Source organism: Pseudomonas gingeri (genome assembly GCF_013385635.1).
GTDB classification, from domain to species: Bacteria; Pseudomonadota; Gammaproteobacteria; order Pseudomonadales; family Pseudomonadaceae; genus Aquipseudomonas; species Aquipseudomonas gingeri_A.
Genome location: NZ_JACAPR010000021.1, coordinates 133,807 through 154,281, shown reverse-complemented (window position 1 = coordinate 154,281; position 20,475 = coordinate 133,807). Strand labels below are relative to the sequence as shown.

The 20,475-nt window shown below is 63.4% G+C and carries 18 protein-coding genes and 3 pseudogenes; 12 read left to right on the top strand and 9 right to left on the bottom strand.

What is annotated here, in order from left to right:
• Positions 1 to 242: 242 nt before the first annotated feature.
• A complete protein-coding gene (locus HX851_RS25025) occupies positions 243 to 1,529 on the bottom strand; it encodes an MFS transporter (protein WP_177060584.1) in 1,287 nt (428 codons plus the stop codon).
• 340 nt (positions 1,530 to 1,869) lie between these two features.
• Here HX851_RS25025 and HX851_RS25020 point away from each other — a divergent pair, with 340 nt between their 5' ends.
• The 8 genes and pseudogenes from HX851_RS25020 to HX851_RS45185 all read left to right on the top strand — a co-directional run.
• Entirely contained in the window at positions 1,870 to 2,763 is an 894-nt protein-coding gene (locus HX851_RS25020) for an NAD-dependent epimerase/dehydratase family protein (RefSeq protein ID WP_177060582.1), read from the top strand.
• 103 nt (positions 2,764 to 2,866) lie between these two features.
• Positions 2,867 to 4,219: a hypothetical protein gene (locus HX851_RS25015; protein ID WP_177060580.1), complete on the top strand. Its 1,353-nt coding sequence runs from the start codon at positions 2,867 to 2,869 to the stop codon at positions 4,217 to 4,219.
• A gap of 12 nt (positions 4,220 to 4,231) precedes the next feature.
• Positions 4,232 to 4,711: a CesT family type III secretion system chaperone gene (locus HX851_RS25010; protein WP_177060578.1), complete on the top strand. Its 480-nt coding sequence runs from the start codon at positions 4,232 to 4,234 to the stop codon at positions 4,709 to 4,711.
• 215 nt (positions 4,712 to 4,926) lie between these two features.
• On the top strand, positions 4,927 to 6,276 hold the full coding sequence (locus HX851_RS25005; RefSeq protein ID WP_177060576.1) for a GntT/GntP/DsdX family permease: 1,350 nt from the start codon (positions 4,927 to 4,929) through the stop codon (positions 6,274 to 6,276).
• Positions 6,277 to 7,137 carry a MurR/RpiR family transcriptional regulator gene (locus HX851_RS25000; protein WP_177066230.1) on the top strand — a complete coding sequence of 287 codons (861 nt, stop codon included), beginning with the start codon at positions 6,277 to 6,279 and terminating at the stop codon, positions 7,135 to 7,137. It begins immediately after the preceding gene.
• 1 nt (position 7,138) lies between these two features.
• Complete coding sequence (locus HX851_RS24995; RefSeq protein ID WP_177066229.1) at positions 7,139 to 8,593, top strand: N-acyl-D-amino-acid deacylase family protein; 1,455 nt, start codon at positions 7,139 to 7,141, stop codon at positions 8,591 to 8,593.
• A 100-nt stretch (positions 8,594 to 8,693) separates the two neighbouring features.
• Positions 8,694 to 9,062 carry a glyoxalase superfamily protein gene (locus HX851_RS24990; RefSeq protein WP_017126735.1) on the top strand — a complete coding sequence of 123 codons (369 nt, stop codon included), beginning with the start codon at positions 8,694 to 8,696 and terminating at the stop codon, positions 9,060 to 9,062.
• 37 nt (positions 9,063 to 9,099) lie between these two features.
• Positions 9,100 to 9,216, top strand: a pseudogene (locus HX851_RS45185) (VapC toxin family PIN domain ribonuclease); the annotation flags it as partial.
• A gap of 40 nt (positions 9,217 to 9,256) precedes the next feature.
• On the opposite strand, the gene HX851_RS45600 reads toward HX851_RS45185, so the two are convergent.
• The gene (locus tag HX851_RS45600) at positions 9,257 to 9,961 is read right to left on the bottom strand and encodes a methyl-accepting chemotaxis protein (protein ID WP_438362415.1); all 705 of its coding nucleotides are present in this window, start codon (positions 9,959 to 9,961) and stop codon (positions 9,257 to 9,259) included.
• A gap of 198 nt (positions 9,962 to 10,159) precedes the next feature.
• Positions 10,160 to 11,044: pseudogene (locus tag HX851_RS45595) on the bottom strand (methyl-accepting chemotaxis protein); the annotation flags it as partial.
• 564 nt (positions 11,045 to 11,608) lie between these two features.
• Here HX851_RS45595 and pmrG point away from each other — a divergent pair.
• Entirely contained in the window at positions 11,609 to 12,283 is a 675-nt protein-coding gene (gene pmrG / locus HX851_RS24980) for a lipopolysaccharide core heptose(II)-phosphate phosphatase PmrG (RefSeq protein WP_177060560.1), read from the top strand.
• A gap of 65 nt (positions 12,284 to 12,348) precedes the next feature.
• Here the strand turns inward: pmrG and HX851_RS24975 are convergent, their stop codons facing one another.
• From HX851_RS24975 to HX851_RS45180, 3 genes and pseudogenes are all read right to left on the bottom strand, one after another.
• Entirely contained in the window at positions 12,349 to 13,803 is a 1,455-nt protein-coding gene (locus tag HX851_RS24975) for an ArnT family glycosyltransferase (RefSeq protein WP_177060558.1), read from the bottom strand.
• A 110-nt stretch (positions 13,804 to 13,913) separates the two neighbouring features.
• Positions 13,914 to 15,755, bottom strand: coding sequence for a gamma-glutamyltransferase family protein (locus tag HX851_RS24970; protein ID WP_177060556.1), 1,842 nt, complete (start codon positions 15,753 to 15,755; stop codon positions 13,914 to 13,916).
• Between the two features lie 134 nt (positions 15,756 to 15,889).
• Positions 15,890 to 15,996 (bottom strand): annotated as a pseudogene (locus HX851_RS45180) (DUF1428 domain-containing protein); the annotation flags it as partial.
• Positions 15,997 to 16,099: 103 nt separating this feature from the next.
• On the opposite strand from HX851_RS45180, the gene HX851_RS24965 reads away from it, so the two are divergent.
• On the top strand, positions 16,100 to 17,740 hold the full coding sequence (locus tag HX851_RS24965) for a glycosyltransferase family protein (RefSeq protein WP_177066227.1): 1,641 nt from the start codon (positions 16,100 to 16,102) through the stop codon (positions 17,738 to 17,740).
• 74 nt (positions 17,741 to 17,814) lie between these two features.
• On the opposite strand, the gene HX851_RS24960 is transcribed toward HX851_RS24965, so the two are convergent.
• On the bottom strand, positions 17,815 to 17,994 hold the full coding sequence (locus tag HX851_RS24960; RefSeq protein WP_177066226.1) for a hypothetical protein: 180 nt from the start codon (positions 17,992 to 17,994) through the stop codon (positions 17,815 to 17,817).
• Positions 17,995 to 18,070: 76 nt separating this feature from the next.
• On the opposite strand from HX851_RS24960, the gene HX851_RS24955 reads away from it, so the two are divergent.
• Positions 18,071 to 18,775: a dienelactone hydrolase family protein gene (locus HX851_RS24955; RefSeq protein WP_177066225.1), complete on the top strand. Its 705-nt coding sequence runs from the start codon at positions 18,071 to 18,073 to the stop codon at positions 18,773 to 18,775.
• 56 nt (positions 18,776 to 18,831) lie between these two features.
• Here the strand turns inward: HX851_RS24955 and HX851_RS24950 are convergent, their stop codons facing one another.
• Positions 18,832 to 18,969 (bottom strand): hypothetical protein, encoded by a 138-nt coding sequence (locus tag HX851_RS24950; RefSeq protein ID WP_177060548.1) that lies wholly within the window; start codon positions 18,967 to 18,969, stop codon positions 18,832 to 18,834.
• A gap of 16 nt (positions 18,970 to 18,985) precedes the next feature.
• Positions 18,986 to 19,399, bottom strand: coding sequence for an ester cyclase (locus HX851_RS24945; RefSeq protein WP_177060546.1), 414 nt, complete (start codon positions 19,397 to 19,399; stop codon positions 18,986 to 18,988).
• A 133-nt stretch (positions 19,400 to 19,532) separates the two neighbouring features.
• Here HX851_RS24945 and HX851_RS24940 point away from each other — a divergent pair, with 133 nt between their 5' ends.
• On the top strand, positions 19,533 to 20,411 hold the full coding sequence (locus tag HX851_RS24940; RefSeq protein WP_177060544.1) for a LysR substrate-binding domain-containing protein: 879 nt from the start codon (positions 19,533 to 19,535) through the stop codon (positions 20,409 to 20,411).
• The last annotated feature ends 64 nt before the right edge of the window (positions 20,412 to 20,475 follow it).

The window sequence follows — 20,475 nt, the reverse complement described above, 5'->3', positions numbered from 1 at the left end:
TTGTTATGGCCCGGCCCCCCCTGTAGGGGCCAGGCTTGCCAGCGATGAGGCCCATAAGCCATGCATCGCCCGAACGGACGCCATCGCCGGCAAGCCGGCTCCCACAGTTCGGCGGTGCAACACCGATGATTGTTATGGCCCCGCCCCCCCTGTAGGAGCTGGCTTGCCAGCGATGAGGCCCATAAGCCATGCATCGCCCAAACGGACGCCATCGCCGGCAAGCCGGCTCCCACATCATCGGGTCAGTTCGTTGCCTGTTTTTTCAACATCACCGGGATCGACAGGGCAATCAGCGCGGCGATCACGCACAGCATGCCGGCGATGAAGAAGGCCGGGATGTAGGTGGCGAGCAAGGTACGGGTCAACCCGGCGCCATAGGCGGCAAAGGCCGCGCCCAACTGGTGGCCGGCAAATACCCAGCCGAAGACGATGTTGGCCCGCTCGCCGCCGAACTTCTGCGCCACCAGCTTGACCGTGGGCGGTACGGTGGCGATCCAGTCGAGGCCATAGAGCACGGCGAAGAATGACAGGCCGAACACGGTGAAGTCGGTGAACGGCAGGAGCATCAGCGAGATGCCGCGCAGGCCGTAGTACCAGAACAGCAACCAGCGATTGTCGAAACGGTCCGATAGCCAGCCCGAGCCCACGGTGCCGAAGAAGTCGAAGATGCCCATCATCGCCAGGATGCCGGCCGCCGTGGTGGCGACCAGGCCGAAATCGCCGCACATGCTGATGAAGTGCGTCTGGATCAGCCCGTTGGTGCTGGCGCCACAGACGAAGAAGGTGAGGAACAGTACCCAGAATGTCCAACTGCCCGACACATCACGCAGGACCCGCAGAGGGCTGATCAGCATTTGCAGCAGGCTGCCGCGATGGGCGGGGGCGGGCAGCACTTCGCGCTCGCCGTACAACGGCAGGTCCATATCCGCCGGCCGGTCGCGCAGCAGGGCGAGCACCGTCACCACGACCACCGCCATGGCCGCACAGATCAGGCCCAGCGCCAGGCGCCAGCCATAGTGTTCGGTCAACGAGGCCATCAGGGGCATGAACAGCAGTTGGCCGGTGGCCGAACTGGCCGACAGCAAACCGACCACCAGGCCGCGGCGATGGGAGAACCAGCGGGTCGCCACCGTGGCACCCAGGACCATGGCGGTGAGCCCGGTGCCGATGCCGATCACCACCCCCCAGAGCAGTACCAGTTGCCAGAAGCTGTTCATGAACATCGAGCCGATCATGCCGCCGAGCACGATCACCAGTGCCGCCAGTACTACCCGGCGCAGACCGAAGTAGTTCATGAAGGCAGCCGCGAAGGGGCCGATCAGCCCATAGAGCATGAAGCGAATCGCCAGGGCCGAGGAAATCTGCGCGCTGCTCCAGCCGAACTCATGTTCCAGGGGCACGATAAACACACCCGGCGCGCCCATGGCACCGGCCATCACCAGCATGGTCAGGAAGGTGACAGCGGCCACCACCCAGCCATAGTGGACCTGGCGCCGTGCCAGGCGATTTGCAACCAATGTTGACAGCATGGGGTGTTCCTTGTGCGTGCGGTGTCGGTGGAAGTATCGGCAACAGCATCGACTTGCAACACGTGACGAGCGCAAGGAACAGAGTGGATGGCCGGCCAGACTTGTCTGATAAATGTTTTGTAACATCTATTATTTCGCCGGATCGTCGTGCGCTTGTCAACTTAAATGCCATTTGTAATTTATTGAGGCTCCACCAGGCGATCAGCCACGAGGTGTTGGTGACTTTCACGCTCAGGATTCGTGACTCCAGCGCAAGAGTGAATTGGGCAGTACGGGGTTATTCGGCACGGATAAGTCTTCGATACTCGTCCCATCACTTATCCACCCACGGAGTTTCTCCATGAACGTATTCGTTACCGGCGCGGCCGGCTTTATCGGCGGTTCCATCGCCACCGGCCTGGTTGCCGCCGGCCATCAGGTCACCGGTCTGGTGCGCAGTGCCGAACAGGCCGAAGCACTGCGCGGCCTGGGGATCATCCCGGTGATCGGCACCCTGGACGACAGCATTCTGCTCGCCGAACAGGCACGGCAGGCCGATGCCGTGATCAACGCCGCCAGCAGCGATCATCGCGGTGCGGTCGAAGCCTTGCTCGGCGCCCTGCGCGGTTCCGACAAGATGTTCCTGCACACCAGCGGTTCGAGCATCGTCGGCGACGCTTCCGGCGGCAAGGCCAGCGATATCGTCTATTACGAAGACAACCTGCCGGAGCCGACCGTCGACAAGGCTGCCCGCGTGGCCATCGACAACCTGATCCTCGGCGCGGCGAAGTTCGGCGTGCGCTCGGCGGTGATCTGCAACACTCTGATCTACGGCCACAGCCTGGGCGTGCACCGCGACAGCGTGCAGTTGCCGCGTCTGCTCAAACAGGCGCGCAAGAGCGGTGTGGTGCGTCATGTCGGCAGCGGCCGGAACATCTGGTCCAACGTGCATATCGAAGATGTGGTGGCGCTGTACCTGCTGGCCCTGGAGAAAAATCCGGCGGGCACTTTCTACTTTGTCGAAAGCGGCGAAGCCTCGTTTATCGACATGACCACCGCGATGGCCAAGGCCCTGGAGCTGGGCGAGCCGCAGGACTGGCCGCTGGCGGATGCCGAGGCCGAGTGGGGTTATGAAATGGCCAACTACGGCCTGGGCTCCAACAGCCGGGTACGTGGCAAGAATGCCCGCGCGTTGCTGGGCTGGGCACCGAAGCGCACGTCGGTCACCGAGTGGATCCTCAACGAGATGGTTTGACGCGCAGCGGACCCGACAGTGGGCCCGCTCGACGGCTTCGGCAACGGAACCACTTCGCGCGAAGGAGCCACACAACAGGACTCCTTCTCGCGAGCCCAGCACCATGCCTTTATCGACGGATCGAACCTTTTCCGCCAGCTCCCGACATTTCAACAGCGGTGACCGTGACCACACGGTGTCTACGCGCCGGGTACTGGCCTCCGGTGAAACGCGGCATTTCAAGGCCACGACGACGGTTTCCGTGGCGCAGATGAATGCGCTGGTACTGTCCAACCGGGCCATCGACGACACCTGGAAAATCCTCAACTACGGCTCGGGCAACCAGAGAAAGCATGTTCGGGCGAGCGAGGCGGAAGCCTACAAGCGTACGGTGCTGGTCTACGATATCAGCGCCCCTGTGGATTATGCGCGCACCGCGGCGCGCTTCCAGGCGGGCAACTGCGACCAGATGGCGGCGGTGAATGCGTTGCTGCTGGCGGGTGCCGAAGGGCAGCACCAGCAAGTGTCGATTGTGCAAGCCAGGGATTTCGGGCACACCTTCGTGGAGGTCGGTGACTCGCGGGTGAACAACAACACCATTATCTCCGATGCCTGGCCGGAATTCGGGCGGGCCATGCGCCGCCAGGAATTCTCCCTGCTGGGTGACAATCCCCAGGTCGTTCAGCGTTATCAGCCACGCTACAACCCGGAAGAGCGTGAACGCCTGCTCAACGGCCCCAAGGCCAGCCAGCGCGAGGTCGACCGGGAATTCGCCCGCCTGCGGCCGAGCTACCCGACGGACAAGGCGCAACTGACCGACTTCCTGCTGGAAAACGCCAAGCTCTACACCCAGGTGCATGCCTCGAAGAACCTCGGCATGCGCTATGAAGGCGACCGCAACCAGGGCGATGTGCGCCGCCAGGACCAGGATTTCCCGGAGTACAAGTTCAAGCGCCGGATGAGGCAACTGGGCCTCGATACGCGGGACGGCACGGAAGTGCCGCGCAACCCGCCTCCCGCGCCGATGCCGATCGTCAATACCATGAACTTCCCCCCGCTGAACGGACATTCCCGTGGGCGCAGTGCGTCGATCAGTGTACCGGCGGCACCATTGCCTCGGCCTCGTGCCGATAGCGTCAATACCTGGGCTCGCCCGGTCGTTCCGCCGTATGTACCGCCCCGGGACGATTATCGGGTTGATCCCCGGCATTACCGTCCGCCAGCGGATAACAGTGATTACTCCCGTGGGCGGGCCTCGACGTCGCGCGCCCGGGCGGAGTCGTTCAATACCCGCGAACGCCCGGTGATCCCCAACTACGGTCCGCCACCCGTGGAGCGGCGACGGGCACCATCGGTCAGCGCCCGACGCGAGCCTTCTTCGACACGCGACGGTGGCCGCTACCGCGAGACGCCACCGGCTCGCCGCGAACGCTCCAACTCACTGATGGCGCGGATGCGCAACCTGATCATCCGATAAGGAAAGTCGTCGATGGCGAGCCAGTTGAAACAAGTGCTGTCCCCGGTGTTTCACCGGATGGACATCGATGAGCAGGCGCTGGAGGTGTCCGACAGCTATGTCATGACCTTGCCGAGCGGCCTGGTGCTGGAATGGCGCGAGGCGCCCAATGACTTCCTGACGGTCAGTTGCCTGCTGCCGGTATCGGAACAACGCTTCGACGATCCGCAGACCCTGGGCATCCTGCTCCAGAGCAACCTGCTGGGGCTGGAGCATCCGCCGATCCTGACCGGGGCGATTGTCGAGCAGAAGAAAGTCATCCTGTGGACCCGCCAGCCTTTCCTCATGCTTGACCACAACGCCATGCAGCGGCTGTTCGAGCGTTTCACGGAACAGGCCGACAAGCTGGGCAACTGGCTGGCGCTGACATTGGAGGAACTGAAGGCGCGCGAACAGGCCTCGCGACAACCGGCGCAGAAGACGCCATTGCGTGGAGCGATACCGCGCGGTTAGGTGTGTGGAACATGGTGGCAAGCCGCTCGTCACAGGGTGTTTGTCGCCATGAAAATACGGCGGCGGATTTTCATTTTTCCCGGTTCGGGATTTCTCTGAGCGACATTTCATACCTCTGTGCGAAAGTTATTTTCATGGAGGTTGGTCTGTCGTGCCCGGTAATGCACTCTGGTTTTCATAAGAGTTTTCCAGAGACCGTTATCGAGGGATTCGCCATGACGCCACCACCGGGCTACGGACTGCTGCTGTATGCGGCGATTGCGATCATTGCGCTGATCGTGCTGATCGCGCGCTACCGGATCAATCCGTTCATCGTCATCACCCTGGTGTCCGTCGGCCTGGCGCTGCTGGCCGGGATGCCGGCGGGCAGCGTGGTCGGTGCGTACGAGGCGGGTGTCGGCAAGACGCTGGGGCATATCGCCCTGGTCGTCGCCCTGGGCACCATGCTCGGCAAGATGATGGCCGAATCCGGTGGCGCCGAGCGGGTGGCGCAAACCCTGATCGAGCGCTTCGGCGAGCGCAACGCGCACTGGGCGATGGTCTGCATTGCCTTCCTGGTGGGCTTGCCGCTGTTCTTCGAAGTAGGTTTCGTGTTGCTGGTGCCCATCGCCTTCACGGTGGCACGGCGGGTCGGGGTGTCGATCCTGATGGTCGGCTTGCCGATGGTGGCGGGGCTGTCGGTGGTGCATGCCCTGGTGCCGCCGCATCCGGCGGCGATGCTGGCGGTGCAGGCGTACCAGGCCTCGGTGGGGCAGACTTTGCTCTATGCGATCCTGATCGGCATTCCCACGGCGATCATCGCCGGTCCGCTCTATGCCCGGTTTATCGTGCCGCATATTCATCTGCCCGCCGAGAACCCGCTGGAGCGCCAGTTCATCGAGCGTGAGCCGCGCAAGCAACTGCCGGGCTTTGCCCTGACCATGGTCACCATCCTGTTGCCGGTGGTGCTGATGATGATCGGCGGCTGGGCCAACCTGCTGTCCACCCCGGGTTCGGGCTTCAACCAGTTCCTGCTGTTTATCGGCAACTCGGTGATCGCCCTGCTGCTGGCGACGCTGTTGAGTTTCTGGACCCTGGGCCTGGCCCAGGGCTTCAACCGCGAAGCGATCCTCAAGTTCACTAACGAATGCCTGGCGCCGACCGCCAGCATCACCTTGCTGGTGGGCGCCGGTGGCGGCCTGAACCGGATCCTGATCGACGCCGGGGTCACCGACCAGATTGTCGGCCTGGCCCACGCTTTCCAGTTGTCGCCGCTGTTCATGGGCTGGCTGTTCGCCGCGTTGATGCGCATTGCCACCGGTTCGGCGACGGTCGCCATGACCACGGCGTCCGGCGTGGTCGCTCCCGTTGCCATCGGCCTGGGTTATCCGCACCCGGAATTGCTAGTGCTGGCGACCGGTGCCGGCTCGGTGATCTTTTCCCACGTCAACGACGGCGGCTTCTGGCTGATCAAGGAATACTTCAATATGACCGTCATGCAAACCTTCAAGACCTGGACCGTGCTCGAGACCCTGATCTCGCTGGTCGCCTTCGGCTTGACCCTGGGCCTTTCGGAGTGGCTGTAGATGGACATCCTGTATCAGATCCGTGCCCGCCAGGACGCCTTCAGCGCCGGTGAAGGACGCATTGCCCGAGTGATTCTCGAAGACATCGGTTATGCCGCCTCGGCCAGCCTCGATGAACTGGCCGAGCGGGCCGAAGTCAGTGCCGCGACGTTGTCGCGTTTTGCCCGCACCGTCGGTTGCCGCGACCTGCGTGACCTGCGTTTGCAACTGGCCCAGGCCAGCGGCGTCGGCAGCCGCTTTCTCGATCCGGCGGGGCGGCCGGAGCAGTCGGCGTTTTTCCGCCAGATCGTCAGTGATATCGAGACCACCCTGCATGAGCACCTGGCCGGTTTCGACCAGGCGCACTTCGCCGACGCGGTACGGCTGCTCGCGCAGGCGCGGATGATTCATGCCTTCGGTCTCGGCGGTTGCTCGGCGCTGTGCAGCGATGAGTTGCAGGTGCGCCTGGTGCGTCTGGGGCTGCCGATTGCGGCCTGTCACGACCCGGTGATGATGCGTGTCACCGCCGCGACCCTCGGTCCCGAACATACGTTGCTGGTCTGCTCGCTGACCGGCCTGACGCCGGAGTTGCTGGAAGCGGTGCGCCTGGCCCGCAACTATGGCGCGTCGATCATCGCCATCACCCGGGCGGATTCGCCGCTGGCGCAATTGGCCGATGTGCTGTTGCCGCTGCAGGGCGCCGAAACCAGTTTTATCTACAAACCGACGGCGGCCCGTTACGGCATGCTGCTGGCCATCGATGTGCTGTCCACCGAAGTGGCGCTGTCGCTGCCGCAGGACAACCAGGAGCGGCTGCGGCGGATCAAGCTGGCCCTCGATGAATACCGTGGCGGCCCCGACAATCTGCCGCTGGGAGACTGATATGCAGTACGACACGCTGATTCGCAACGCCACCGTTATCGATGGCAGCAACACTCCGGGCTATGTCGCCGATGTCGGTTTGCGCGACGGGCGCATCGTCCGCATCGGGGCGCTGGGCGACGCCAGCGGTAGCGAGGAAATCGACGCCGGCGGCAAGGTCCTGGCCCCGGGTTTTATCGACGTGCACACCCATGACGACACGGTGGTGATCCGCCAGCCGCAGATGCTGCCCAAGCTCAGTCAGGGGGTGACCACTGTGATCGTCGGCAATTGCGGGATCAGCGCCGCGCCGGTCAGCCTGCGCGGCGATCCGCCGGACCCGATGAACCTGCTGGGCTCGCGGGAGGCCTTCGGCTACCCACGTTTCAGCGATTACCGCGCGGCGGTCGAAGTGGCGAATCCGGCGGTGAATGTGGCGGCGCTGGTGGGCCATACGGCGCTGCGCAGCAACCACCTGGACGACCTGTCGCGCACGGCGACGGCGACCGAGATTGACGCCATGCGCGCGCAGTTGCGCGACAGCCTGGAGGCCGGTGCCCTCGGGTTGTCCAGCGGACTGGCCTACGCCAGTGCCTTCAATGCCGAGACCGATGAGGTCAAGCAACTGGCCGAAGAGCTGACGGCCCATGGCGCGGTGTACACCACGCATCTGCGCAGTGAGTTCGAACCGGTGCTGGAGGCCATGGACGAAGCCTTCGAGATCGGCCGCCATGCCCGCTCGCCGGTGATCATTTCCCACCTCAAATGCGCCGGCGCGGGTAACTGGGGACGCAGCCCGCAGTTGCTGGCGAAACTGGAGCAGGCGGCGAAGGATCATCCGGTCGGCTGCGATTGCTATCCCTATGCGGCGAGTTCCTCGACCCTCGATCTCAAGCAGGTCACCGATGCCTTCCGCATCACCATCACCTGGTCGACTCCGCACCCGGAAGTGGGGGGCCGGGACCTGATGGACATCGCCCGGGAGTGGGGCGCTTCGCTGCTGGAAACCGCGCGGCGCCTGCAACCGGCGGGCGCGGTGTATTACGGCATGGACGAGGCGGATGTCCGGCGCATCCTGGCGCATCCGCTGTCGATGATCGGCTCGGACGGCCTGCCCGAGGACCCGTTTCCCCATCCGCGGCTGTGGGGCGCCTTCCCGCGGGTGCTGGGGCATTTCAGCCGCGATCTTGGCTTGTTTCCCCTGCACACGGCCGTGCACAAGATGACCGGGTTGTCGGCGACCCGTTTCGGCCTGGTGGAGCGCGGTGAAATCCGCGAAGGGCATTGGGCCGACCTGGTGCTGTTCGACCCGCTGACCGTGCGCGACGTGGCGGACTTCAATGACCCGCAACGGGCCGCTGCCGGCATCGACGGGGTCTGGGTCAACGGCGTGAAGAGTTATTCGGCCGGGCAGGCCAACGGTCGGCGAGCCGGCCGCTTCCTGGCGCGCTCCGGGGATTTGCGCGAGGGTTTTTGAGACGAATGTCGCGATTTCAATCGATGATGGCATTAAGCTATTAAAGAAACCCGCGCCGGGGCCGAAGCGCTTTGATCCAGACCCGCCAGGAAGACCTGTCATGAGCTTCGGTAAAACCACTCCCATTCTGCGAATTTTCAATGAGGCCGAGGCGTTGGGGTTCTATGTCGACTTCCTCGGCTTCCAGGTCGACTGGCGGCATCGCTTCGAGCCGCAGTTGCCGCTGTACCTGCAAGTGTCCAAGGGCGATTGCCTGCTGCACTTGAGCGAGCATCACGGCGACGCGACACCCGGTTCGGCCCTGCGTATCGAAACCGACGAACTGGTGGCGTTCCGCGAGCAATTGCTGGCCAAGGGTTATGCCCAGGTCCAGCCACAGATCCAGGCGACGCCCTGGGGCAGCCTGGACATGACCATCACCGACCCGTTCGGCAATCGGCTGGTGTTCACCAACGCGATTTGTGTATAGGTCGGACAGCTGGGCTCTTGCTGGTTTTATGTGATTCGTGGCTGACGCGCAGATTATCGCGATTGCCAAGGCGCACGGTGCCAGCATCGCCACGCGAAATGTTCGTGATTTCGAGCAATCCGGTGTGTTGATCATCAATCCCTGGATAGCCTGAAACCCGATCGCTCCCATGAGTATGGGAGCGATCTTCGCCATCAGACCCGGAAGTGGCTGACCATCATCTGCAACTGATTGCCCAGGCGGGCCAGTTCGACGCTGGAAGCGGCGGTTTCGTCGCTGGCGGCGGCGGTCTGTTCGGAGACGTCGCGGACGTTGATGATGCTGCGGCTGATCTCTTCGGCCACCGCGCTCTGTTGCTCGGCCGCCGCGGCGATCTGCTGGTTCATCGACTGGATGTTCGACACCGTGCGGGTGATGTTTTCCAGTGAGGTCCCGGCCTTGCGCGTCAGTTCGACGCTGCTGTCGGTCAGGCTGCGGCTGTTGTTCATCACGGTCGCCACTTGCTGCGTACCGTTCTGCAGGGCCGCCACCAGGCCCTCGATCTCTTCGGTGGATTTCTGCGTACGCTGGGCCAGGCCGCGCACTTCGTCGGCCACCACGGCAAAACCACGCCCGGCTTCACCGGCACGGGCGGCTTCGATGGCGGCGTTGAGGGCCAGCAAGTTGGTCTGTTCGGCCACGGCCTTGATCACGTCCATGACGCTGCCGATCTTGTCGCTTTCCTGTTGCAGCACGGTCATGGCTTCGGTCGAACGCAGCACTTCGGTGGCCAGGCGTTCGATCTGGGCGATGGCTTCGCCGACCACCCGATCACCTTCACGGGCTTCGCCATCCGCCGCGGCGGCCGCGAGGGAGGCTTCTTCGGCGTTGCGCGCGACCTCCTGAACGGTGGCGGTCATTTCATGCATGGCCGTGGCCACCTGGTCGGTCTCGATTTTCTGGCTGTTGACTCCGGCGCTGGTCTGCTCGGTCACGGCCGACAGCTCTTCGGCGGCGCTGGCGATCTGGGTGACGCCGTCGCGAATGCCGCTGATCAGGTCGCGCAGGGTGCTGCCCATGCGCTGGATGCCCTGTTGCAGCACGCCCAGTTCGTCACGACGGGTGACGATCAGGTTCTGCGTCAGGTCGCCGGAGGCGATGCGCTCCACCACACCCAGGGTCTCGCGGATCGGCCGGGTGATCTGGCGGGTGATGATCACGGCGGCCAGAATGCCGACCAGCAGGGCGAGCAGGGTGCTGCCCAGTTGCAGGCTGCGGGCCTGGGCGCTTTCGCCGTCACGACGGTCCAGCTGGATCTGATAGAGATCGTCGCTGCGGGACACGATGTCGGTACCCTGGTCGGTCATTTCCTTGCGGGCCTGGAGGGCGGCACTGTTGGCTGTCTTATAGGCCTGGATGGCGACCCGGTAGTTAGCCAGGCCCGTCTCCAGTTGTTGCAATTCGCTCTGCTGGCTGCTGCTGAACTGCTGCTGCAGTTGTTTCAGGCCGGCAATCGCTTCATTCAGCTGGTTGACAGCCTTCTGTTCGGTATCCGCGTTACTGTTGGCGGTGTAGCCACGCACTTCGTAGCGGGTCAGCTGGAACTGTTCCTTGGCCAGGGTAATGGCCTGGAAACGCTCGAAACGACCTTCATCGCCCGGTGCCATCTGCAGGACGTTGTTGTGGATCGTGGCGATCAGTTTCTGAATGACCTCGGCGTTTTCCCCCATGGTCTGGCGAGCGCCGGCGGCGGTGCGATAAGCGTCGCGCATCTTGTTCAGCGACTGCTGGTAATTGCCGATGATCGCCGCCTGCTCATTGAGCAGCTTGAGATTCTCCGGGCTCTTGAAGCTGGCGATCAGCTTCTGCTGCTGGGCGATAAAGGCGTCGAGGTTGACCTGTACGTTCTGTGCCGCGGTCTCGTCGCCGTTGGTGAGCATGTACTGCAACCGGGCCACGCGCAGTTTGGTCAGCGAGGCATTGAGCTGGGTGATGTCGCTCATCCAGTTGCTACGGTCGATCAGGCCGCCCAGGCTGGTCCAGCCGGTCAGGGCCAGGATGGTGGTGAGCACCAGGACCAGGCCGAAGCCCAGGCCCAGTTTCAGGTTGACGCTGATATTTCCAAACCAGCTATTCATTGAATTCCTCCAGGAACGTTGTCTTGCTTGCTCGTCGGGTGGCTGGAAGGTGTTGTTTTTGGTGCCAGCTGAATTTGTTCGTAGGGGCTGTATCGGCGGTGGGGCCGATAGCTGAAAGGTTTTTCTCGTGAGCTGATGTTTCACGAAGTGTAGTGCGCGGGTGACGGATCGCCGTTGCGGCCAGATCCAGGGCTCGCGGGAGTGTTTTACCCGCAGCAGGCCGGACCGCGGGCTTAAGGAATTTTTCACATTCCTTTCACCAGAGGGCGACTTCAGCGGACCTAGTCTCTGCGTTCATATCGGTGTAGCGCGGGTATTCGAGCGGTTTTTCCAGTGGCAGTGACGCCCGATGCCCGGCTGTCATTTTTGCCCTGTAGGGTCACCGACATCGTTTACTCAACCAGCGTTTGCCGCAGGGGCCACCTCAACGTGGAATCAAGACTGACGTATAGCGGGATCAGGCGTTCGTTCGAACTGAGCCGTTTCGCCAAATATAAAAATACCCTGGTTGTGCTGCTTTGCGCGTTGTTTGTCATCCCGCTGACGCTGTTCATCCTGCGTCCGGCGACCATTACCGATCTTGCCCGTCACGGCGCCAGCAGCGCGGTAGCGCTGAGCACGGGTTGGGCCAAGGGCGAGATGGTCGTACTGGTACGCCATGTCGAACGTTGCGATCGCTCCAAGGCGCCTTGCCTGGCCGGGCAGGACGGTATCACCGATCGGGCCCGCGATGTGGCGGTGGGCCTTGGCGCCCGCTTTGAAAAGCTCGGGCTGGCCAGGACGGATATCTACAACAGTCCGTTGACCCGTGCAGTCCAGACGTCCTTCTACATGTTCAACCAGGCCAGCAGCACGCAGGACTGGTTGTTCGATTGCCGCAAGACCATGTTGCGCGACCTGCGCCGTTACAAGGTGCCGGGGCGCAACCTGATCCTGGTCACCCACAGCGAGTGCATGAATGCGCTGGAGAAATCCATGAAGCTCTCGATCCCCTCCATGGGTTATGGCGCGGCATTGTTCATCACGGAAAACTCGCCGAGCCAGGCACCCCGGGTCATGGGCTTTATCGAAGCATCGGATTGGCCACAGGTGTTCCAGCCGTGAAGCGCGGGTTGTCGACACGATAAAAAACGGCGCTCCGGGAGCGCCGTTTTTTTATGCCTGGCGTTTTATCGGGTGTAGAAGTAGTAGGTGCGCTTGCCGCCGATGGTGACGGTCGCCAGGATCGTGTGCGAAGCGTCCGGTTCCTGGTTCTGGGCCACGGCCACGTTGTCCGGCGAGGCGGCGAGGAAGGCATCCAGTTCGGCCTGGGTCTGTACCACTTGCTGCTGGCGCCGGGTATAGAAAACCGTGGAGGCAAGGCGTTCGTCCGGTTGATACAGCGCCACCTGCTTGCCGCCGGACTGCAGGGCGATGACCTGGTCGGTCACCGGCTTGAAGGAGGTGGTGCGGTCGGCGTCAGGTGCTCGCCAGGCGACCACCAGGTAAGCGCATACGATGACAGCCAGCAGTCCCATCGCCAGCGGGCGGCGGTACTCGACCAGGCCGCGGCTGAATGCCGAGGTGGCACAGCGGCGACGCAGCCAGTCGAGGATCACCCCACTGTATTCGGCGGCGATAATCGCCGCGGCCGGCGCCATGGACACCATGTAGACCATGCGCTTGCTGGAAGCCAGGGTCAGTAGGGTGAACTGGGCCAGGATCCAGACGGTGGCGAACAGCAGGTGGCGGTTGCGCGTCAGTTCCTTGCGCAAATGCCAGAGGCCCAGGTACACCAGCAGGTTCCAGGGCAGGAAGGCTTCCGGCAGCTTGGTGAAGTAGTAATAGAACGGTTCGTAGTGACCGGCGGCGGTGAAGGAACCACTGAAACGACCGACACTGTTGGCCCACAGCACTTCACCGACCGCCTGCAGGCCGCCCTGGCGATAGAGCAGGGTCAGCCAGATCAGCAGCGGGATCAGCCCGATCAGGGTGAACAGCGCCGGGCGCAGCCAGTTCCCGAAGCTGAAGCGCTTGTCGATCAGGCTTTCGCTGACCAGGTAGACGAAAATCACGATGCCCGGCAGCGCCAGCCCGAGCACCCCCTTGCTGAGGGTCGCAATGGCGATACCGACGACAAAGACCAGCCAACTGCCCAGGGTTCCCGCCTGTTCCCGCTGTCGCCGGCCGGCCTGGAAAAAGGCGAACAGCGCCAGCGCCACGCCCAGGCTCAGGATCGCATCCTCACCGACCTGGCGGGCGTTGCCCAGGTAGCTGGCCATGGTCGCGAGCATCGCCGCCGCGGTCCAGGCCATCAGCGTCGGTCGACCGATCTTGCGCATGAAACCGTACAGTGCCAGCACCGTGAACAATCCGGCGAGGGCCGAGGCCAGCCGCACCGCCAGTGGCGTGCCGCCAAACAGGCGGATGGCACTGGCGTCGAGCCAGAGGCTCAGGGGCGGTTTCTCCAGGAACGGTTCGCCCAGCAGGCGCGGGGTGACCCAGTCGTTGTTCAGGTGCATTTCCATGGCGATCCCGGCGACCCGGGATTCGGTGGAACCTTGCAGCTCATGGTTGCCCAGGGCAAAGAAGAACACGAGACAGCCAAGCAGGAACAGCAGGAGAGCGGGGCGTGTTGTGCGCATGGTGGTACCGGTAAAAGGAAATTGAGCCCGGGGGCATCCAGATAACCGGCCACTATACGGAGGGAGTTCTTAATAAATTGTGAACGACTGTGCGCAAGATCGGATTTTGTTCAATCCCCCAGCGCCGCACCCTCGCGTCGTGGATCGGCACCGCCGGCCAATGAGCTGGCGCCCTGCGCATCACGCACGCGCATGATCGCCTGGGTGCCGCTGGTCATCTCCGGTTCGCTGATCGCGTGGCCCTTGTGCTTGAGTGCATCGATCAGTTGCGGCGAGAACAGCCCCTGCTCCAGTTCGGTCGGGCCATTGCGGCTGCCGAAGTTGGGCAGGTTGATCGCCGCTTGTGGATCGAGGTTCCAGTCCAGCAGGCCGACCAGGGTCTTGGCGACATACTCGATGATCTGCGAACCGCCGGGAGAGCCGACCGTACCGAGGAACTCGCCGTCCTGACGGTCGAACAGCAGGGTCGGCGCCATCGACGAACGCGGGCGCTTGCCCGGCTCGACCCGATTGGCCACCGGCTTGCCGTCTTCGCTGGGGATAAACGAGAAGTCGGTCAACTGGTTATTGAGGATGAAGCCCTCGACCATCAGGTGCGAACCGAACGAGCTTTCCACCGTGGTGGTCATCGACACGGCACCGCCCTGGTCATCCACCGCGACGATCTGCGAGGTGGAGATGCGCGGGGGCGAGCGGTCAGGCGCAAGGGCGACCTGCAGTCCGGGTGGGACACCGGGTTCGGCCTTGCCCAGGCTGCGCTCACTGACCAGCGCGGCGCGCCGGGCCAGGTAGGTGGGGTCGATCAGGCCGGCCACCGGTACCGGGACAAAATCGCTGTCGGCGACGTACAGGCCACGGTCGGCATAGGCCAGGCGCTCGGCCTCGGCGATCAGGTGCACGGCTTGCGGACGCGGCTCGAGACCGGCGGCAGAGGCGCTCTTCTGCGGCGCCAGGGCTGGCAGCGCCCAGTGCTTGTCCCGGGCTTCCAGCGCCTGCAAGGTGCCGAAGATCTGCGCGATGGCAATGGCGCCGGAGGACGGCGGCGGCATGCCGCAGAACTTCCAGCGCTTGTAGTCCGAACAGATCGGCGTGCGCTCCTTGGCCTGGTAGCCCCGCAGGTCGGCCAGGGACAGGCTGCCGGGGTTGGCACTGGTGTTGACCGCCGCGACCATTTCCCGGGCGATCGGGCCTGTGTAGAGGGCATCGCTGCCTTCATTGGCGATGCGTCTGAGGACGGCGGCCAGGGACGGGTTTTTCAGGATCGTGCCGACGGCTTTCGGGCGGCCATCGGCGTTGAGGAAATAGGCCGCCATGGCCGGGGATTTCGGCAGGAACGGACTGGCGGCGATCTGCTTGTGCAGGCGCGGCGAAATCGGGAAACCCTGCTCGGCCAGGCGGATGGCCGGCTCGAACAGCCTGGCCCAGGGCAGTCGGCCGTTGTTGCGGTGGGCCAGCTCCAGCGCACGCATTACGCCTGGGGTGCCCACCGAGCGGCCGCCGATCTGGGCCTGGGTAAAGGTCATCGGCGTTCCATCGGGGTTGAGGAACAGCTTTTCGGTAGCGCCGGCCGGAGCGGTCTCACGTCCGTCATAGGCGTGTACCTGCCGGCCGTCCCAGACCATGATAAAGGCACCGCCGCCGATACCGGTGGCCTGGGGCTCGACCAGCGTCAGCACGGCCTGCATCGCGATGGCCGCGTCCACGGCGGAACCGCCCTGGCGCAGGATCTCCCGCCCGGCTTCAGCCGCCAGCGGGTTGGCGGCCGCGGCCATATGCCGGCTCGCCTGCTGGGTGACCAGGCCGCTGCGATAGCCCGTGCCGATCTCCGGCGCATCGGGCAGGGCGGCAGAGGTTGTGGCAGGCGGGGCGTTGCAGGAGACAAGCGCAAGGGCGATGGCCAGGGAAGAAAGGGTACGAAGATAGACGCGACGGGTAAAAATTCTGGAGTGCACTGCGTAGGCTCCTGCCTTGGACGTGCCCCGCACTATAGTGCGTGCCGGGAGGGTGGAACAACACGGAAGCCGGCGTCGGCAATCGTGTTGCCACCGCGATCCGGCGATCGCGGAGGGGCTGCCGCCGAGGTTCGTCAGGCGTTCACGATGATGCGCAAACCACCGAAGATCATCCGCTGGCCGTCGAATGGCATGGGATTGACGTGCGGGGATCGCTCATGACTTTCTGCATCCCAGCATCGGTTTTTCGCAGGTTGTTCAGGGTGTATTCAGGGCCTTGACCCGCACCATTGGGGCTGGCACGCCAGCCTGCCGAGTGGCGACTCTGACTGATGGGACACCCGATGGCTCACGAAAACCGGTTTCGCGTTGAATCCCTGTTTATCTTCCTGATTGCGCTGCTGCTCTTCACCCTGGGTATCTGGGACCAGACGGCCCAGGGCTTCGATGGGCGCTGGGCGTTGTTCCTCAATGAAATGTTCCGCCATGGACCGAGCCTGTTCGCCACGACCTATGGCCAGCCGTATCCCGACTATCCGGGCACCGCGACGTTCCTCAGCTTTCTGTTCGCCCAGCTGTTCGGTGCGCCGAACCACCTGGCGAATGTCATGCCGACGGCCCTGGCTTCGGCGGGGGTAATGGCCATGATCTATCGGCTGCTGGTGCCGTCCGGGCGTTGGTGGGCGCTGCTGACCGTCCTCTTGACCGCGCTGACGACACAACTGCTCGAGAAGTCCCGCTCGGTGTGCCTGGACCAGATGACCTCATTGCTGTGCCTGGCCTGTTTCTATCTGCTGCACAGCGGTGAACGGCTGGGCTCGAAGCTGCGGCAATATGCGATCTTTCCGCTGTTTGTCCTGGGCTTTGTCATTCGTGGGCCGCTGGGTTTGATCGAGGTGTGTGGTGTGGCCTGCGTCTACTGGGCCATGGGCGTTTCCCGTTCGCGGGCCGAGACGCTGCGCTTGCTCGGTAAGGTCCTGGTACACGGGGTTATCGGCCTGGTGCTGCTCGCCGCCTGTTGGTGGTTGCTGATGAAGCTGGCGCGTTTCAGCGGTGGCGGTGGCTTTGCCGAGCAGGTCTACAACATGCAGGTGGGGGGGCGCCTTGATGAAAGCGGCGAGCCGTTCTTCTTCTATTTCCAGCTCAGTCTCTATCGTTATTTCCCGGTGGTGCCGCTGGCGCTGGCAACCCTGATCGCGTTGCGTCACAAATGGTCGCTGCGGGACCGGGACAGCGATGTACAACTGGCTTTGCGCCTGGGAGCCTGCGGCTTGATGATCCTGCTGGGATTGTCGGTGCCGCACTTCAAGCGCGCCTATTACATCCTGCCGATGGTGCCGATGTTCGCGGCGGTGGCGGCCTATGGACTGTTGCAGGCGCAAGGCTGGCTGGTGGGCGTGCGCCGGTTCTATGAAGGGCTGGTGGCGCTGCTGCCGGGGTTGGCGGCGATTGTCGTCTTCGTCCTGCGCCACGCCTGGCTCAAGCAGGGCTTCTGGCCGCGGGTTTCGCTGCCGCTGCTGGTCGGGGTGCTGGTGATTCTGCAGGGCGCCGCCGCTTATGCCTGGCTGAACAAACGAAACGATCTGGGCCGGCGCCTGGTGGTGCTGAGCCTGATCGCCCTGGCGGCGCAGTGGTTGCTGCTGGTGAAAGTGGTGGAACCGGCCAAGGACCTGGAGTTCGACACCCGGGGCTTTGTCGAACCGGTGGAGCACCTGCGTGCGGCGAATCCGGGGCCGCTGGTGTTCCTGAACCTGGGGCAGGACACCTGGGCGGTGCGTTACATGATGAACCTGGACCATGACGAACAGCCGCTGTTTGTCAGCAAGGCCGATGCCACCAGGCTGGATTCACTGCCACGTCCGGCCTGGGTGATCCTGTCGCGCAAGGACCTGGGATTACTGGCGGGGACCGCGCTGGAGAAGGTCGCTCCCGCGTTCGAGGGACGCTTCAATGGCAATCCCTGTGTGGTGATCGAACTGAAGTGAAATCTAATCGCTATCGGCAACCCCGCGTGCGAGGTTGAACGCGGCAGGACGGAACTGGCTCGGGGTGGTCTGCGTCACCTTGCGCAGCCTGCGGCGTTCGCCAGGTCGGCGGCGGTCGAGAGCATGTCGAGGATGGCGCCGACGCCGGAGGAAAAGGCGCCGGGCAACACGAGCACGGTGAAATCGAACATTGTCGGAATTTGCCCTGTTTGTGTCATATCGGACGCTTTGAAAAGTCGCTGGCTGTCGGTCAAATACTACTCGCCAACACGCAGGCGCGGGGCTTTAATCAGCCCGACTCCATTCAATCCAACTCAAGGTGGCAAGCCCATGTCGCAAGCAAACAGCCTGATCAGCTTCAAACGTCCCGATGGTCGCGAGGTCAGCGGTTACCTGGCCCGTCCGGCAAAAATCGAAGGCGCTCCGGCCATCGTGGTGATCCAGGAATGGTGGGGGCTCAACGATCAGATCCGGGGCGTTGCCGATCGCCTGGCGGCCTGCGGTTACCTGGCCCTGGTGCCTGATCTGTACCGTGGCGAGTCGACGGTGGAAGAGGAAGAAGCTCATCACCTGATGAGCAAGCTCGATTTCGCCGAGGCGGTGTCCCAGGATATCCGTGGCGCGGTGCAGTACCTGGGAGCGCACACGAAAAACATCGGCGTGACCGGTTTCTGCATGGGCGGCGCGCTGACGCTGCTGTCCTTGAATGCCATCCCGGAACTGACGGCCGGCGTGGTCTGGTATGGCCTGCCACCGCTGGAATACCTCAACGCGGCGGCGATCAAGGCACCGCTGCTGGCGCACTGGGCGACCCAGGACCTGTTCTTCCCGTCGGAAACCGTCGATACCCTGGAAACCACGCTGCATGAAGCGGGTGTCGATGCTACGTTCCACCGTTACCTGGCGCATCACGCTTTCGCCAACGAGACAGCAGTGGGCACCGGGCGTATCCCCGGAACCCAGTTCGACCCGGTCTGGTCGCAAATGGCCTGGGACCGGACCCTGACGTTCTTTGGCCAGAAACTCTGGGATTGATCCACCGTCAGGCCGTTTGCACGGGACACCGCGTCGTGTCCCGTGTGCCGGACGACTCAGGATGACGCCGGGTCGTCCTGCAGGCCCGAGCCCGTCTGGCAGTTCCTGGTGTCCATGACAATCTCCGGTGGACGGGCGCCATGGGCGGGCGTCAGCAGGTACAGGAACAGGATCAGGCAGGCTGCCGGGCGCACAGGATGCTGCCGGTGTTCAGGACGCGAGCAATTCGCGCTGGACTTCCAGGGCATTGCGCTCGACCCAGTTGTGGTCCAGTTGCCCGTCCGGGCGCACTCCCCAGACCGCGGTCCCCTGCATCTTGAACGGAGTGCCGCAGGCCCGATTGCCGATAAAACCGTTGTTCCTGCCCTCAAGTACCCAGCGCGAAGCCACGCGGGTGCCTTCGGCATTCTGGAAGGTCTCGATGCTGGCGAAATCGAAGTCGTCGATTTTCGCCAGGAATGCGCCGATCCATTCGATAAACGCCGCGCGGCCGACGACATCGGTCCCCCCCGAGGTGATCACGAAGTCTTCGCTGACGAAGCGCGCCGCCGCTTGCGGGTCCTGTTTCTGCCAGACCTCGCGCCAGAAGCTTTCGACGATTTCTACAGCCTTGTTGCCTGTCATGGGGTATTCCTCGTGCTTGCAGTTGTTTGGCCGATGCGGTGACCGCTGACCGGATGAGCACGATGTTCGGAGTTTGCTATCTAGAACTCAAACGCATAAATTTAATCGCATCCAGTTGAAAGGCGAATTCATCATGCAGGCCAGCGATATCGAGATCGACTTGCTCAGGGCGTTTATCGCCGTGTCGGAGACCGGCAGTTTCACGGCGGCGGCCGAGGTGATTGCGCGTTCGCAATCGGCGGTGAGCCAGAAGATCATCCGGTTGGAGGAAATCCTCGGTCTACGGGTGTTCGAGCGCACCAGTCGCGCGTTGACCCTGACCGCGGACGGCGAGCGCCTGCTGGTGGGGGCACGCAGGATGCTGGTGCATTACGAGGCATTCCTGCGTGAGATCAAGGCGCCGGCGACGCCGGGCTTGTTGCGCCTGGGTATCTCGGAAAACCTGGTGCTGACCCAGTTGCCCAAATTGCTGTCGCGCTTCTGCGCGCTATATCCCGATATCCAGCTGGAGCTCACCACCGGCCTGAGCAACGACCTGCTCACGGCTTATGAGGCGGGGCAACTGGATGTGGTGATCGCCAAGCGCAAGATCAGCGCGACGGCTCAGCGCGGTCGGGTCATCTGGCGCGAACCGCTGGTGTGGATGGCCGCCAGCGACTACGAAATCGAAGCTGCCCGGCCGATACGGCTGGTGATGATGCGACCGCCCTGCGCATACCGCGCGATCATGGTCGAGGCCCTGGCGTCGGTGAATCGCGAATGGGTCTCGGCCTGCCTGGCCAGCAACCTGATCGGCGTGCAGGCCGCTGTCTCCGGCGGGCTGGGGATTACGGCGCTGGGTACCTCTTTCCTGCAGGAGGGGATGAAGATTCTCGAACCTTCGGAAAAGCTGCCGACACTGCCCTCTACCGAAGTCGCGGTGGTCGGTGACGAGGCCGGCACCCAGCATCTGGTGCAGCCGCTGGTATCGTTGTTGACCGAGGGGTTGATGGCGGGGGCACGGTTGACCTGAGTGTTTACTTTTGTTCTACGGGACCTGTCGTGCCGAATAGAAAGTCGCGCCGCTGGTGCGACAG